Genomic DNA, 13,556 nt, shown 5'->3' on the forward strand with positions numbered 1-13,556 from the left:
CAATAAGTTATCAGTCCTCAGTCCTCAGTCTACCTAATGACTAATGACTCCTGACTAATGATTAATGACTAATAACTAAAATTGACTGGCAAATCAAAACTCTCTTGTATTGTAAATTTGTCAGATCGATCTGTTCCAATACCATTAAGACTAATTAACCATGTCAATTAGTTCACTTCCTAAAGCCCTCCGCGTCTTGGCTAAAGCCAAGCAGGTTTTTGCCCAATCCAGAAATCCTTACCCCCCTTCTTTGCGGAACGGGCGAGTTCACCAGTGGTTTAAGTGGTTAGCCCCCGGGCTGTTAGTGAAACGGTGGCTGCTGATCAGTGCCAGCGGCGTGGTACTTGCCACTTTGGGTTTAGCAATTTGGACTGGGATGACTCCCATTTTCTTCTTATTGCAATTGTTGAGAAATTTTTTGGCGTGGATTGCGGAAGTTATTCCCAATTACGTGTCGGGGCCGATCATCATTGCTGGCGGGATTTTGTTAATTCTGTGGGGGCAAACTCGCAGTTTGAACTCTATTACTCAAGTGCTGATGCCCGAAGGGAATGAGGAATTGGTCGATCGACTTCTCAACCACCGCCGCTTGCACCGCGGCCCGAAAATTGTGGCAATTGGGGGCGGTACCGGTCTTTCTAATTTGCTCAGGGGATTGAAGGATTACAGTGCCAAAATCACTGCTATTGTCACGGTGGCGGATGATGGGGGGTCTTCCGGCCGGCTGCGGCGGGAAATTGGGGTATTGCCACCCGGAGACATTCGCAATTGTTTGGCGGCTTTGGCAGATGAGGAAAAGTTATTGACTGAGTTATTTCAATATCGCTTTCAGGCCGGTGACGGTTTGATGGGTCACAGTTTTGGGAATTTGTTTTTGACGGCGATGAGCGATATTGCTGGAGATTTGGAACAGGCGATCGCCGCGAGTTCTAAAGTTTTAGCAGTTAGGGGAGAAGTGCTGCCGGCCACTCTGAGCGACGTTTCTTTGTGGGCAGAACTGGCTGACGGCCGCAGGATTGAGGGGGAGTCCAGCATTACAAAAGCTAACGGAAAAATCCTCAGAATAGGCTGCACTCCTGCTAATCCTCCGGCGTTACCGAAGGTGGCCCAAGCACTTCGGGAAGCGGATTTTATCATTATTGGGCCGGGGAGTCTTTATACGAGTGTCATTCCGAATTTGTTGGTGCCGGAAATTGCTGATGCGATCGCCAACAGCGAAGTTCCGCGCATTTATGTGTGCAATATTATGACTCAGCCGGGGGAAACCGACGGATACAGTGTTGCAGACCACATTCGGGCGATCGATCGCGCTTGCGGCCGGCCCCTGTTCGATGCTGTAGTAGTTCAAGGCAAAGTCCCTTCTGCAAAGGCTTTGATCCGCTATTCTCAGGAGAATTCTTATCCGGTTGTGCTCGATCGAGAAGCCGTAACGCAATTGGGGCGGCGAATTGTCATCGCAAATGTGATGGATGAAGATAAAAATACGGGTTTAATTCGCCACAATTCTCAAAGGTTGGCGGGGATGTTGCTGCGTTGGTACGGCCGCGCGCACAACATTTAAGCTGCTGACTGTTGACTGTTGACTAATATTATTGGTTATTGGTTATTGGCAGCCGCCAGCGAGTAACAAATAACAAATAACACATAAGAAATAATAAATGACTAATGACTAACTATTGAAATGAAAACTTTGCTTCCCGATTCTGAGGCTACGCGCAAGTTTGGTGTTGCGTTAGGTCGAGCGCTCCCCGCCGGCACTCTAATCTTATTACAAGGAGATTTAGGTGCGGGCAAAACTACCTTGGTTCAAGGCATTGCTGAAGGTTTAGGAATATCAGACTCGGTTGAGAGTCCTACTTTTACGCTGATTAACGAGTATTTTGAAGGGCGACTTCCGCTGTATCATCTAGATTTATATCGATTAGAACCCGAAGAAGTGGAGGCTTTGCACTTAGAAAGTTATTGGGACGGGTTAGAAATGGATTTGGGAATTGTGGCGATCGAATGGGCGGAAAGATTGCAGTACAAGCCAGAAAATTATTTGCAAATTTATTTGAGTTATCTAGATAACTGGCGGCAAGCTGAAGTAATTGGTAATGGCGACTTATTGGATTGGCAATTGGAAGTTTGAGAAAAGGCGATCGAACTTACTGCGTCGGACGGTTGACTCCAATCAATTTCCCCCTCAAAGTTTCCTCACCAGCAATAGCATCATTGATGCCTGTTGCCAACCTTTCTAGATTTTTATCGTCTGTACACACGATAATAGCAGCATGATTTGGTTGTTGAGTATGCAAGCGAATGAAATGCCGACGATTTTGCGTCATAACCCCCCGATCGTTATTCACAGCAAAGGCTAATACTTCGGGGTTATCATCTCCCGCGTTTCCTGCCTCTTGAATAGTCAGGGCATCGTGACCAAAATTTCGCAGCAATGCCACAACAGGAAACGGGAACTGTTCATCTGCATAGAAACGTGCCATAAATTATACTTCCTGCATCATTGCTGCTGCTTCTTCTCGGAGTGCTGTTTCAATTTCTTCTGAGTTAGCCTCAGCATAAGTCCAGACATTTACTAAGTTTGCAGCATTCAACTGGGGATAAAATTGTAGAAGTTCAGCATCGCTTGAACCTTGACGACGTAAACTCACGAACAGCCAAACGGGAAGTCGAGTTTTGGCAATGCAAGCATCGCCGCCACACACGTCGGGAGTCTTGGTAATTCCTGGCCAGCTATTGTTTAAACTTTGGGTTAAAAGCCCGATGGCTTCAGCTTTCTCAGTCGGAGTTAAGGCCAGGAGTTGTGTTTCTAGTTCTTGGAGAAGCATGGGTAAAATCGCCTTTGCGATGCAGGAATACCCAATTATAACACTTGAGTTAAATCCATGCTTACTCAGCGTCAAATGTCAAGGCTTCTCCCCTCACATTTGTATCCAATTTACCATTCTCAAAAACAACTTTTCCTCCCACAACAGTCACAACTGGCCATCCAGTCAAACTCCAACCTTCAAAGGAACTCCAGCCGCACTTGCTCGCCATCTCTGCTCCGACCACCGGGCGGTAGTTCTCCAAATCAACTAAGACTAAATCGGCGTCAAAACCCGGAGCAATCGCCCCTTTGTTCGGAATCTTATAAGCCTTAGCAACAGCCGCCGACATCCAATTAGCAACTTGAGCAACTGTACATCTTCCCTCTACTGCTTGCGTCAGCATCAAAGGCAAAGAAGTTTCGACTCCGGGCATTCCCGACGGCGTATTTGGATATTCTTGAGCTTTTTCTGCTAATGTATGCGGCGCGTGGTCGGTGGCGATAAAATCAATTACCCCGTCGAGTAAAGCTTGCCAAAGTATTTCGTTATCGCGGGGCTCGCGCAAAGGCGGATTCATCTGAGCTAAACTGCCAATAGTTTCATAAGCGCTGGTATTTAACAACAAATGCTGCGGCGTAACTTCTGCTGTCACCCAACTCGGTTTTTCCTGGCGCAAAAACTCAGCTTCATCCCCCGTTGAAAGGTGCAGAATGTGCAGTCGCCGCTGATATTTATTAGAAAGTTTTACTGCTAGTTGAGTTGCCAATAAAGCTGCTTGATTGTCTTGAATTTGCGAGTGAACTGCAATATCGGAAATCCCGGCAAATTCCTGACGCCTCTGGTTGATTCTAGCTTGGTCTTCTGCGTGTACCGCAATTAGCCGATCGCCCTTGGCAAAAATCTGGTCTAAAGTTGCTTCTCCATCCACCAACAACTGCCCGTGCATCGAACCCATAAACACCTTAATTCCCGGAGTCGGATTCGCATTCAACAAATCCGGCAAATTCTCTGGCGTTGCACCAATAAAAAAGCCGTAATTCACCAAACACTTCTCGGCAGCGCGACTTAGTTTATCATCTAAGGCAGCTTGGGTTGTGGTCAGAGGTCGCGTATTCGGCATTTCCAGAAACGATGTCACGCCGCCTTTAGCGCAAGCACAGCTAGCCGTAAACAAGTCTTCCTTGTGTTCTAAACCCGGTTCCCGGAAGTGTACCTGGGGATCAATTACTCCGGGTAACAGAGTTAAGCCTTTCGCATCTATTTCTCGATCGCCAGATTCGACAATTTCCGCAGCAACCTTGACAATTTTGCGATCGCAGATTTGCACATCTCCTACCAAAAACTCACCGTTGGGCAAAAGAATGCGAGCGCGACGGATTAACAAACTTGATTTGGGAGTCATAAGATATCATTAATTGAGTAAACAGCGTGCTAGCATGGAAGCATTATTAAGTTTATAATTCGTATCCAGCTCAGTCACTACAATACACTATGACTCGTCTAGACAAGTCAGCCGACGAAAAACCTCCGCAAGACACCGAAAATCCTTGGATCGAAGGAATTAAGACGATCGGCTTAGCAGCATTTTTAGCCTTTGGTATCCGCACCCTGGTTGCCGAAGCACGCTACATTCCCACCGGCTCGATGCTCCCAACCTTACAAATTAACGATCGATTAATTATAGATAAGGTCAGCTATCGATTCCAAGAGCCCCAGCGAGGAGATATTATTGTATTTATGCCTCCCGATCCGGCTAGTTTGTGCACGGGACAGCCGCCACCGATCAAAGATGCCTATATCAAGCGAGTGATCGGACTGCCGGGGGACAGTGTGGAAGTCAGAGAAGGAAAAGTTTTTATTAACAAGCAGCCGCTACAGGAAAAATATATTGAAGAAATTCCGCAGTATCCCTACGGGCCTGTAGTTGTAGCTCCAAATTCTTACTTGGTACTCGGCGACAACCGCAACGCAAGCTGTGACAGTCATTATTGGGGCTTTGTACCCAAGCAAAATATCATCGGTAGGGCAATTGTGCGTTTTTGGCCACTCAACCGCACAGGTTCGATCGACCCCACGCCCCTTTATCCCGCTAAAAATTAGCTCTAACGGAAGGAAGAAGGAAGAAGCAAAAAAGCCCATTCAATAATAGCAATGATTTGGGTGATTAAGAACATCCTAATCGTCGTATCGTTTGCTATACAAAACGCTAAGGATATTAGATCCCCGACTTCTTCAAGAAGCCGGGGATCTAAGCTGACTGGCTGGATCAATTCTCAAATCTAAAATCTAAAATTTAACATCGCCTGGCGTTTCCCGATCGAGAACTTTCACAACTTTGTTATACATCTCCTCAGCTTGTTGCGGCGAATTGCCGATACTCGTCACTCCCAATTTGCCAAACTCCGACAAACAACCCATTAAATGAAACACACTGCCCGTCTCTGTACCGCTGTCAAAGTGCAGTTGATTGTCAGCAATAATATCCATCAAATCGTTCGGTAATAATCCCCGATAGCGCTCTTTTTTCAAATTGTCCGAAGCGACATAATATTTCGGACGGCCCTGCTGGCTATAAAATAATCCGGTAGTACGCTCGTAACGACCGTTTGTTAACAGCTTCAAAGCCATAAACGGATGAGTTGTGCCTCCTTTACGTAAGTTAATTTCTATTGCTTGAAGATCCCATTTTCCGTCGGATTGCTTTACAGCGAGAAAATCTACTCCAAATCTTTCTAAAGCGCCTTTTTTAGCTAAGTTTTGCCCGACTTTCCATCCCAATTCTTGCAACGCCAGCCGGTAAGATTCGTCCGCCGGAAATCGGCAACCCAAGAAAATTTGGCCGTCTGGGCCTCCTAAAATCTGGTCGTGAGTGGAGAGGATTTCTACTTCCCCGCTGGGAATAATTCTGCCTTGAACGCTGGGGGAGAACTTTTCTTCTCCTTCAATAAATGCTTCGGCAATTGCCCCTAATTCGGGAATGCGGCTGCTAAAGTTGTCCCAGGTTTCGCCTTTGGATTGAAAGCGTAAATTATGGAAGTGATCGCCAATTGCCTTTGCTCTTTCTGTAGGCGCTTTACCTGCCAGGGACTTCAGGTCTAAAATTGCATTCCCTTCCCCCGAAAAACCTTCATTTAACTTAATTACGATCCGCTGCAAATGTGGCTGCCGTTCCCACAATTGAGCGGCAGCTTCTGCTAAATCTTCCGCATTCCAAACCAACTCGGAACCGTCAGGATAAGGCACGCCACATTCTTGGAAAATTTGCCTGCTACCGCTTTTTGTTCCCCAGTATAACAGATCGGGATCGCTGGCCCACAAAGGAATCCCCAATTGAACAGATAACTCGCGTTCTAAGGGCGTCGAGTTATAACAAACCATATAAGATTTTTTCGGCCGTACTGCTTGACGAATGCGCTCCATCAAGCGGGGGCGCTCTAAAATTTTCTGGGTGAGGGATTTGGCAGAAGCATCGTAAGCACTGAACAGCAAAAGCCGATCGCGCGCGTGAGAAAACGGAATTCCCGGCAGCAATTGCAGGTAATAATCCACAATCATCGGGTGCAAGGGCTCCGAGGTAATGTAAATTAAGCGCGTGTGGGGATTTCGCAGGCGAATCAATGAAAATAAATGTCGCTCTTCGTAGTGGTAAGCACCCTCAATTTTCCGCATTTCTTGCTGATCTAAGCTGACAGAAGGAATGATAATAATGTCACAATCTCCGCTGTCGAATTCTTCTATCGCTCGCCAACGCTCGCGTAATTCTGTCTGAAGATTGCGAAACTTGTGCGCGGATTCGGAAGATGATTTATTTAACTCTTGCATTGCTTTTTATCCTAAGTATTCAAATAATTATTGCTGATGATGTCGGGTGTGTCAGCCCCAATATTTGAGACAACTCACACAGTTTTTTGTCTGACTACAATTCTAAATCTTATACCAATTATTAAAACGAACAGTAGGGACTTAGGCCTTGCCATGTCCCGAATCCCGGCGCCGGAGACGGCAATGCTCATAGGTGTCAACTTAAGCTTGAAAGCCTTGATAAATCTCGTTTTTACCTGAGTCCAGAGCCCCCTAAATCCCCCTTAAGAAGGGGGACTTAAAGAGGCTTCCTCTCCCCCCCTTCTTAAGGAGGGCTAGGGGGGATCTGGCCTTAATAGTCAAACAGCCGTCTATAACTAGGTTTGACGTTAAGTTGACACGCCTTGGGCTCTTGGAGTGTCCCTACAGCTACTTTTCAGAATTGCTCTAAGAAGCTCGCCGCGCTCGAAAAAGTCTGGCATACTGCAATATTGGCTCTAAGCGGCGTTGATTTTGCTTGAGAGCCGATCGCAATTTTTCCGAGGGGCGGAACACCAGCGGAGCCGAATATTTGTTCAGCATCTCGATTTCTGGCGACTGGCTCATCAGCATCAGCCGCACGTCTTTGTCGAGCAAATAACTCAGAGACAGCAAATCTCCCATGTTCGTAAAATCGTTGCCGCGATCGCTAATTACAATTGTATCTTTAATCGATCGGTTAGCTATCGCCTCTTTGTTAATAATTTTCGCAACTTCAGCATTAAAATAGCTCAAGTCTTTGCTCCACCAAGTATCAGAAAAAGCGCTGACAGTACAGGATGCTATACTTGCGGTAAAAACCAGGGCTAAAATGACTTGCCAAAACCGCTGCTGAGTTTTCACGTTACTGGCGAGCAAGTAAGCAACTGCTAGCTGCACTCCCGGAAAGCACGAAATCAGATAACGGCTGACTGCCGAACGTTTGCCACCTAGGATGAGATCCGGTAAAGCCAGGAGCAAAAAAGGTACAAAAATTGATGTTACAATAAACAGCCAAGTTGAACTGCTAGTGCGGCGGCAGATTGTGTAAAGGGCTGCCGCAATTAACAGCAAAAATGGCAATCTCAGCAGATAAGTCCAAATATTATCAAACCCGAAGTCGAAGTCAAAAAATAAAGCTGTAAAGCTGAGTGTCCACAATTTGACAAGATACAGCCAACCCGGAGATACTCGCGTCCAATCTGTCGTAGCTGATGCTCGTCCCAGGTTGGTCGCCAGCACGTAAATCCAGGGGATATACAATATTAAAGCTGCTGTTACTGCTAAGAAAAATTGGGAATTAGTTACGTGACCGGGCAATTTTGTTTTTTTGACAAACAACCAGTAAGAAATTATAAAAACTCCGTGTCCAATGAGTGTTAAACTGAAGAACGGGTGAGTATAGAAACCAAGGGCGATCGCCAGCGAGTAAAATACCCAATTTTTCCAATCCCGCAACCGCACTGCTCTCAGCAGCAGCCAACTGCTGCCAATAACTGTGGCTGTCAGCAAACTGTACTGCCTTGCGGTCTGAGCAAACAAGATGTCAAAGGGAGATAAAGCCAAAAGTGCTGTTGCTAATAACGCAGCCAAATTCGAGGCGAAAAGTTCCTGAGCTAAAGCGTACATCAAAGGCAGCGACAGCAAACTCAATAGTGCTGGCAAACTGCGAGATGCTGTTAGAGAACTGCCAAATTGCTGCATCCACCAACGAGCCATGAGAAAGTATAAAGGCGGATGCTGCGGGTCTTCTAGTGCCAAAGAACGAATGGTGTCTGCTTCTGTACTTCCCGGTTTAATCCGCTGATATTTTTGCAATTCTGGTGCGGGAAAAATCCGGTTTTGGAATAGTTCGTCGTCAATTTCTTGGCGTGTGAAACCAGCGGCGCGGATTGATGTGTAAGCTTCGTCGTGCCAGTACAGTTTGCGATCGATCTCAAAAAACCGAAATCCGATACCAAGTAAAATGCCGATCGCCAATAAGTTAATCAACCAGCGGAAATTTTTGCTATTGACAGATGTGTCTTGATGTGTTGTAGATGCCATGCTTGTCCTAATTGTGGCGATTACTTGTTACCAGGCTCTGCCTGGTAACACAGATCCGGAGGCTCTGCCTCCAATTTTAATGTAAGCTTTTCGAGGCAGAGCCTCGCTTACATCGGTTCCCAGACAGAGCCTGGGAACCAGTTAAATATCTTCTACATCTTGGGCATTCTGAAGGCGGGAGCAGGCTGAACCACCCCAAAATCAAGAATCTTCAACCAAATGCTCCCAGAACCTCCAGACCCCAAAAATAACTGCTAACATACGTGTTGTACAGTTAATCAACAAGCTCCGCAAGGGGTCTACCCGCGTACCGCAAATGGCAAAAAAAGAAGCGTCTATAAAAACTTCCACTGAAAACTCAGAAAAGCAAAAAGCTCTAACTTCCGTACTCTCCCAAATCGAGCGCAGCTTTGGCAAAGGGGCGATCGTCCGATTGGGAGACTCCACTCGCATGAGGGTAGAAACCATTCCCACCGGAGCCCTGACACTAGACATTGCTTTGGGCGGCGGTTTGCCAAAAGGTCGAGTTATTGAAATTTACGGCCCGGAAAGTTCCGGTAAAACCACTCTAGCTCTCCACGCGATCGCCGAAGTCCAAAAATCCGGCGGTATAGCAGCCTTCGTCGATGCCGAACACGCCCTCGATCCCACCTACGCCTCAGCTTTAGGCGTGGATATTGAAAATCTCTTAGTTTCCCAGCCGGATACCGGCGAAATGGCCCTAGAAATAGTCGATCAACTCGTCCGTTCCGTCGCCGTCGATATCGTAGTAATTGACTCCGTAGCCGCCCTCGTCCCCCGCGCCGAAATCGAAGGCGACATGGGCGACTCCCACATGGGTTTGCAAGCGCGCTTGATGAGTCAAGCTTTGCGGAAAATCACCGGCAATATCGGCAAATCCGGCTGTACCGTCATCTTTCTCAACCAATTGCGGCAGAAAATCGGCATAACTTACGGCAACCCGGAAACCACAACCGGCGGTAACGCACTCAAATTCTACGCCAGCGTGCGGCTCGACATTCGCCGCATTCAAAGCTTGAAAAAAGGTACCGAAGAATACGGCAACCGCACGAAAGTTAAAGTTGCTAAAAATAAAGTTGCTCCGCCTTTCCGCATTGCCGAATTTGACATTGTATTTGGCAAAGGCATTTCTACTTTAGGCTGTCTGACTGACTTGGCCGACGAAATGGGAGTAATTCTGAAAAAAGGTTCTTGGTATAGCTACAACGGAGAGAACATAGCTCAAGGACGAGACAAAGTGATCCAGCACATGGAGAAAAACATCGATTTCAAAAATGAAATTGAGGAGCTAGTTAAAAAGAAACTTGAGACAGGTGCTCTGGTTTCTGCTAATTCTGTCGCTCCTATTGAGGTAGATGATGTAGATGATGTAGATGATGTAGATGATGTAAATGATGAGGTAGATGATGTAGATGGTTTGGACGAAGAAATCTAAGTTTTTTAGTCCTCAATTATTACTCGTTTACTGGTTGTTTACTGATTGTTTACTCGTTACCAGGCTGGAGCGAAAGTAAGACTCCACAGCTACCTAGAGCCTCGAATTTAATTTTCGCTCGCGAGGCTCTTCCTCTAGGTATCGGTTCCCAGGCTCCAGCCATAGAACCAGTAAATTGACCGGACATGATATGAGATCGGGATTGCCGAATATATTGCGGATTGCTATACTTGTACAGTAAGTAGTACAAGTGTCAAGTACATGAATATTGTTTCTTTTAGCGAAGCGAGAAATAACCTCAAGGCTGTTTTAGACAGAGTAGTGGAAGATACGGACTATACCATCATCACTAGACGAGATGCGGAGGATGCGGTGGTGATGTCGCTAGAGTTCTTTAATAGTTTGCTGGAAACAGTTCATTTACTCAAATCTCCCGCCAATGCTGCCCATTTGGAGCGTTCTATCGCTCACTTTAAGCAGGGGAAAGTGGTAGAGCGAAATTTGTTGGATGACTAGAAAGTTAGCCTGGACGGATGAGGCTTGGGGCGATTATTTATATTGGCAAGGGCAAGATAAGAAAACCTTAAAACGAATTAACAAGCTAATTGAGGCAACAATCCGATTGCCGTTTGAGGGGATCGGAAAGCCAGAACCACTGAGGGAGACTCTGGCGGGTTTTTGGTCGCGGCGAATTGATGATACGAATCGATTAGTTTATGCTGTGGATGACGAGTATCTAACGATTATCTCTTGTCGATACCACTATTCTGATTGACATCCTCCTTAGCCTGCTTAGCTATGGTGCGGCGTTTTTGTATAACAGGAAAGTCGGCGTTTTTTTGAGCAGTTTAATTTTAATTTTATGACGATAGCGAGTTTCTATTTAACGGGCGAGCGTAACTTTTGCCACGCTATGTAACTTTTGCAGGATAAACAGGGATGAGAGGGTACTCCTTTGCATGGCAATTGTTATGCAGTGATCGATTGTTTAGTAGTGAAGCCACAAAATAACGCGGACTTTTTATTTAAATTGCATATTCGAGGCGGGCGGGACGCCCACCCCACTCATTGTTTTATTGTTTTTTGACATACAATTTAAATCCACAACAGCTTATCCCAACAGAATTGTTTTCAAAATACTCCTTCTAAACTGGATTCATGTCTTTTGGTCAGCCGCGTGGCTCTGACAGCGGAACAGGGAGCCTCTCATATTTGTAAAAATACTTCTTCTGGCTCCTTCCTTCTGCCTTCTGCCTTCTGCCTCTGGCCTCAAAACTCCAATTTTGGGCTTGGCTGCTTTCATTGAGATGCTCCCTACTTACGATCACTTATTCAGGCATAGAAACTGGCTGAATGTATTGAGAATTAGCGCGCACATAACAGCCTTGTCTTGTGAGCAACCAGGGTTGACCGTTCGCCATCGTAATAGCATTTGCTCCCCTGAGTTCAGCAGCAACTGTATCTTTATCCGCGCGGTAAACTTGTTGAATTGCTCCGTTTGCGGTCTTGCGACAGTTGAGTTGTCCATCTCGCGAGGTGACTCGCCAAGCAGGCCAAGTTACAAAACCATTTGTTGGACTCGACCAAGTATTAGCATTGCTAGAAGTATAGTCGCCACTTGCATTAGGACGCGGTAAAGCTTCAACTAAATTTACTTTAAATGTCTGGCCAAGAGAAGGACAATTTTCTCCTGCTTTCACCTTCCAAGTAACTTCGGCTCCCAATTGGCTGCTTCTTCCAACTTGACGCCTGACAATGGCAATATCTCCAGAACAAACAATTTTTCGGCCAGGGCCGGTCGCACTGTCTTTGAAAGTCCCATTGTAATAGTAAGAGCCTGCTGCTCCTTCGGAACGGGTAATTTGAATATTGCCCAAAAATTCCCGATTGCCTACTTTGGTCAAGTAAAAACCGCTGCGATTGTTTCCTTTTTCTGACAAGTTTAAAGTAGTTTTACCGTTAGGATTAACATAAGTGGTAGCGCTAGCAGCAGCGCACCAAATTAATGACACAACTCCTGTGGATAACAAAATGGAAAGTTTTTTCACCGCAACACCTTGTATGATATGAATCTCTACTTTATTTATAGCTGTTGGTGAAAATACTTGACCAGTCGCTCAAATGAGTGTCACTCATTTGAGCGACAGCGCACTCGTCTGACCCTGCGTGCGGACTATCCCCGGCATCAACTCTGCATAACTTCACCTTGCTTCAGCTCTCTTCCACTCTCTTCACTTGTATGCACTTGCATCACGATGCCTACAAGCTTCAACTTCTGACTCATTGCAGGTTCCAATAATTAGCAGCAGAATAAATTTATATACGTAAGTAAGGGGGTTCCAATCACCGCTAAATACTGTGGATTTTACGGCTACTCCCCGGTGGGTCAAGTTGCGATTACAAACACTAGGGCGATTTTTACAGGTAGCAGATTTCCAATCTAAGAATGCTTGTAAAGAAATGTAAAAGCTCCTGATCGCCGATTGGTTTGACAGAAAGTACGATTTTTAAGCGGAGTCGGTAAAAAAAGTAGTCTTGATTCAGCGCAAAAATGAACTTGACCAACACAAATTAATTTGCTCGAAACTTAAATCATTGTTGAATGGATAATAAATTATGGCTGACGGTCAATTAGGAGTTATATTAAAGATGGCTCAAACCATTAATCCTCAAATTGAGAGCGATCGACACTTTGAAATAGACTTGGCAAAATTGCGCCAACTGCCAGCAGGAACATTAGGGTGCGAAGTGGCGCGATTTCTAGACGAACAAGGCTTTGAGCCGATCGCATCGGGAGACTGGATTCAGCGAAACCACGACGTTTAAGGGGTTCTGACTGGTCTTTCAGCTTCAACAGAAGATGAATTTATACTTCAAGCGTTTACTCGTGCTCAAGTATTTCTTCCTTCTTGTGCGATTTTAGTGTTAGTTGGACTGATCAGCGGCAAATGCGCGATCGGACAAATTATCAAAGGCTTAAAACACGGAAAATTAGCCACTCGGTTAATTAATTGGGACGTTGCATCTGATTGGGAAACTCCTTTATATGAAGTTCGAGAAAAACTCGGAATTCTACCCTTAATTGATTAGATTTTCACTCATTACCTCATTACAAAAGTATGCAAAGCACAAGTTACAAACCGGAAATTAGCCTGAGTCCGCGGGAAAGAGCGATCGCGCAATTAGTAGCCCAAGGCCTGCCCAACAAATGTATTGCCAAAAATTTAAATATCAGTCACTGGACGGTTGCTACTTACGTGAGGAGGATTTTTATCAAACTCGGTGTTTGCTCCAGAACTGCGATGATTGCACTGCTGATCCAAGAAAATTTGCTCTGGGACTAATAAATAAGTAGGGTGCGTCAGATATTAAGAACGGGCAAGATACCCGTTCCACAAAAATTCAATCTTCTTGTGGAACGGGCA

Annotated in this window: 15 protein-coding genes; 9 read left to right on the forward strand and 6 right to left on the reverse strand. The window is 45.7% G+C overall.

Annotated features, from left to right (window positions below):
* The first annotated feature begins 160 nt into the window (after window positions 1-160).
* Both QUA90_RS19970 and tsaE read left to right on the forward strand, forming a co-directional pair.
* Complete coding sequence (locus QUA90_RS19970) at window positions 161-1,561, forward strand: gluconeogenesis factor YvcK family protein (RefSeq protein ID WP_333081488.1); 1,401 nt, start codon at window positions 161-163, stop codon at window positions 1,559-1,561.
* 120 nt (window positions 1,562-1,681) lie between these two features.
* Entirely contained in the window at window positions 1,682-2,131 is a 450-nt protein-coding gene (gene tsaE / locus QUA90_RS19975) for a tRNA (adenosine(37)-N6)-threonylcarbamoyltransferase complex ATPase subunit type 1 TsaE (RefSeq protein WP_333447314.1), read from the forward strand.
* 16 nt (window positions 2,132-2,147) lie between these two features.
* Here the strand turns inward: tsaE and QUA90_RS19980 are convergent, their stop codons facing one another.
* From QUA90_RS19980 to QUA90_RS19990, 3 genes are all read right to left on the reverse strand, one after another.
* Window positions 2,148-2,483, reverse strand: coding sequence for a DUF5615 family PIN-like protein (locus QUA90_RS19980; RefSeq protein WP_333447316.1), 336 nt, complete (start codon window positions 2,481-2,483; stop codon window positions 2,148-2,150).
* Between the two features lie 3 nt (window positions 2,484-2,486).
* Window positions 2,487-2,828 (reverse strand): DUF433 domain-containing protein, encoded by a 342-nt coding sequence (locus tag QUA90_RS19985; protein WP_333325824.1) that lies wholly within the window; start codon window positions 2,826-2,828, stop codon window positions 2,487-2,489.
* Window positions 2,829-2,889: 61 nt separating this feature from the next.
* The gene (locus tag QUA90_RS19990) at window positions 2,890-4,212 is read right to left on the reverse strand and encodes a dihydroorotase (RefSeq protein WP_333447317.1); all 1,323 of its coding nucleotides are present in this window, start codon (window positions 4,210-4,212) and stop codon (window positions 2,890-2,892) included.
* Between the two features lie 89 nt (window positions 4,213-4,301).
* On the opposite strand from QUA90_RS19990, the gene lepB reads away from it, so the two are divergent.
* The gene (gene lepB / locus QUA90_RS19995; protein ID WP_333081491.1) at window positions 4,302-4,910 is read left to right on the forward strand and encodes a signal peptidase I; all 609 of its coding nucleotides are present in this window, start codon (window positions 4,302-4,304) and stop codon (window positions 4,908-4,910) included.
* Between the two features lie 186 nt (window positions 4,911-5,096).
* Here lepB and QUA90_RS20000 read toward each other — a convergent pair whose 3' ends face one another.
* On the reverse strand, window positions 5,097-6,632 hold the full coding sequence (locus tag QUA90_RS20000) for a peptide ligase PGM1-related protein (RefSeq protein WP_333447319.1): 1,536 nt from the start codon (window positions 6,630-6,632) through the stop codon (window positions 5,097-5,099).
* A 426-nt stretch (window positions 6,633-7,058) separates the two neighbouring features.
* The gene (locus tag QUA90_RS20005) at window positions 7,059-8,675 is read right to left on the reverse strand and encodes a glycosyltransferase family 39 protein (RefSeq protein WP_333447321.1); all 1,617 of its coding nucleotides are present in this window, start codon (window positions 8,673-8,675) and stop codon (window positions 7,059-7,061) included.
* Window positions 8,676-8,991: 316 nt separating this feature from the next.
* Here QUA90_RS20005 and recA point away from each other — a divergent pair, with 316 nt between their 5' ends.
* From recA to QUA90_RS20020, 3 genes are all read left to right on the forward strand, one after another.
* Entirely contained in the window at window positions 8,992-10,131 is a 1,140-nt protein-coding gene (gene recA / locus QUA90_RS20010) for a recombinase RecA (protein ID WP_333081494.1), read from the forward strand.
* 261 nt (window positions 10,132-10,392) lie between these two features.
* The gene (locus QUA90_RS20015) at window positions 10,393-10,647 is read left to right on the forward strand and encodes a type II toxin-antitoxin system prevent-host-death family antitoxin (RefSeq protein WP_333325836.1); all 255 of its coding nucleotides are present in this window, start codon (window positions 10,393-10,395) and stop codon (window positions 10,645-10,647) included.
* The gene (locus QUA90_RS20020) at window positions 10,640-10,906 is read left to right on the forward strand and encodes a Txe/YoeB family addiction module toxin (RefSeq protein ID WP_333447323.1); all 267 of its coding nucleotides are present in this window, start codon (window positions 10,640-10,642) and stop codon (window positions 10,904-10,906) included. Before QUA90_RS20015 ends, QUA90_RS20020 begins: the two co-directional genes overlap by 8 nt.
* A gap of 553 nt (window positions 10,907-11,459) precedes the next feature.
* Here QUA90_RS20020 and QUA90_RS20025 read toward each other — a convergent pair.
* The gene (locus tag QUA90_RS20025; RefSeq protein ID WP_333447325.1) at window positions 11,460-12,179 is read right to left on the reverse strand and encodes a hypothetical protein; all 720 of its coding nucleotides are present in this window, start codon (window positions 12,177-12,179) and stop codon (window positions 11,460-11,462) included.
* 568 nt (window positions 12,180-12,747) lie between these two features.
* On the opposite strand from QUA90_RS20025, the gene QUA90_RS20030 reads away from it, so the two are divergent.
* The 3 genes from QUA90_RS20030 (at window position 12,748) to QUA90_RS20040 (ending at window position 13,475) form a co-directional block, all read left to right on the forward strand.
* Window positions 12,748-12,957 carry a hypothetical protein gene (locus QUA90_RS20030; RefSeq protein ID WP_333447327.1) on the forward strand — a complete coding sequence of 70 codons (210 nt, stop codon included), beginning with the start codon at window positions 12,748-12,750 and terminating at the stop codon, window positions 12,955-12,957.
* Between the two features lie 96 nt (window positions 12,958-13,053).
* Complete coding sequence (locus QUA90_RS20035; protein ID WP_333215830.1) at window positions 13,054-13,221, forward strand: hypothetical protein; 168 nt, start codon at window positions 13,054-13,056, stop codon at window positions 13,219-13,221.
* 29 nt (window positions 13,222-13,250) lie between these two features.
* Window positions 13,251-13,475 (forward strand): response regulator transcription factor, encoded by a 225-nt coding sequence (locus tag QUA90_RS20040; protein WP_083888111.1) that lies wholly within the window; start codon window positions 13,251-13,253, stop codon window positions 13,473-13,475.
* Window positions 13,476-13,556 lie beyond the last annotated feature (81 nt).

Source organism: Microcoleus sp. D3_18_C4, from assembly GCF_036702355.1.
Classification (GTDB): domain Bacteria; phylum Cyanobacteriota; class Cyanobacteriia; order Cyanobacteriales; family Microcoleaceae; genus Microcoleus.

Excerpts from the sequence above, each read along its gene's own strand:
- tsaE (WP_333447314.1), top strand. The coding sequence starts at position 1,682 with ATGAAAACTTTGCTTCCCGATTCTGAGGCTACGCGCAAGTTTGGTGTT.
- QUA90_RS19980 (WP_333447316.1), bottom strand. The coding sequence starts at position 2,483 with ATGGCACGTTTCTATGCAGATGAACAGTTCCCGTTTCCTGTTGTGGCA.
- QUA90_RS20015 (WP_333325836.1), top strand. The coding sequence starts at position 10,393 with ATGAATATTGTTTCTTTTAGCGAAGCGAGAAATAACCTCAAGGCTGTT.
- lepB (WP_333081491.1), top strand. The coding sequence starts at position 4,302 with ATGACTCGTCTAGACAAGTCAGCCGACGAAAAACCTCCGCAAGACACC.
- QUA90_RS19970 (WP_333081488.1), top strand. The coding sequence starts at position 161 with ATGTCAATTAGTTCACTTCCTAAAGCCCTCCGCGTCTTGGCTAAAGCC.
- QUA90_RS20030 (WP_333447327.1), top strand. The coding sequence starts at position 12,748 with ATGGCTGACGGTCAATTAGGAGTTATATTAAAGATGGCTCAAACCATT.
- QUA90_RS20000 (WP_333447319.1), bottom strand. The coding sequence starts at position 6,632 with ATGCAAGAGTTAAATAAATCATCTTCCGAATCCGCGCACAAGTTTCGC.
- QUA90_RS20020 (WP_333447323.1), top strand. The coding sequence starts at position 10,640 with ATGACTAGAAAGTTAGCCTGGACGGATGAGGCTTGGGGCGATTATTTA.
- QUA90_RS20040 (WP_083888111.1), top strand. The coding sequence starts at position 13,251 with ATGCAAAGCACAAGTTACAAACCGGAAATTAGCCTGAGTCCGCGGGAA.
- QUA90_RS19985 (WP_333325824.1), bottom strand. The coding sequence starts at position 2,828 with ATGCTTCTCCAAGAACTAGAAACACAACTCCTGGCCTTAACTCCGACT.
- recA (WP_333081494.1), top strand. The coding sequence starts at position 8,992 with ATGGCAAAAAAAGAAGCGTCTATAAAAACTTCCACTGAAAACTCAGAA.
- QUA90_RS20005 (WP_333447321.1), bottom strand. The coding sequence starts at position 8,675 with ATGGCATCTACAACACATCAAGACACATCTGTCAATAGCAAAAATTTC.
- QUA90_RS19990 (WP_333447317.1), bottom strand. The coding sequence starts at position 4,212 with ATGACTCCCAAATCAAGTTTGTTAATCCGTCGCGCTCGCATTCTTTTG.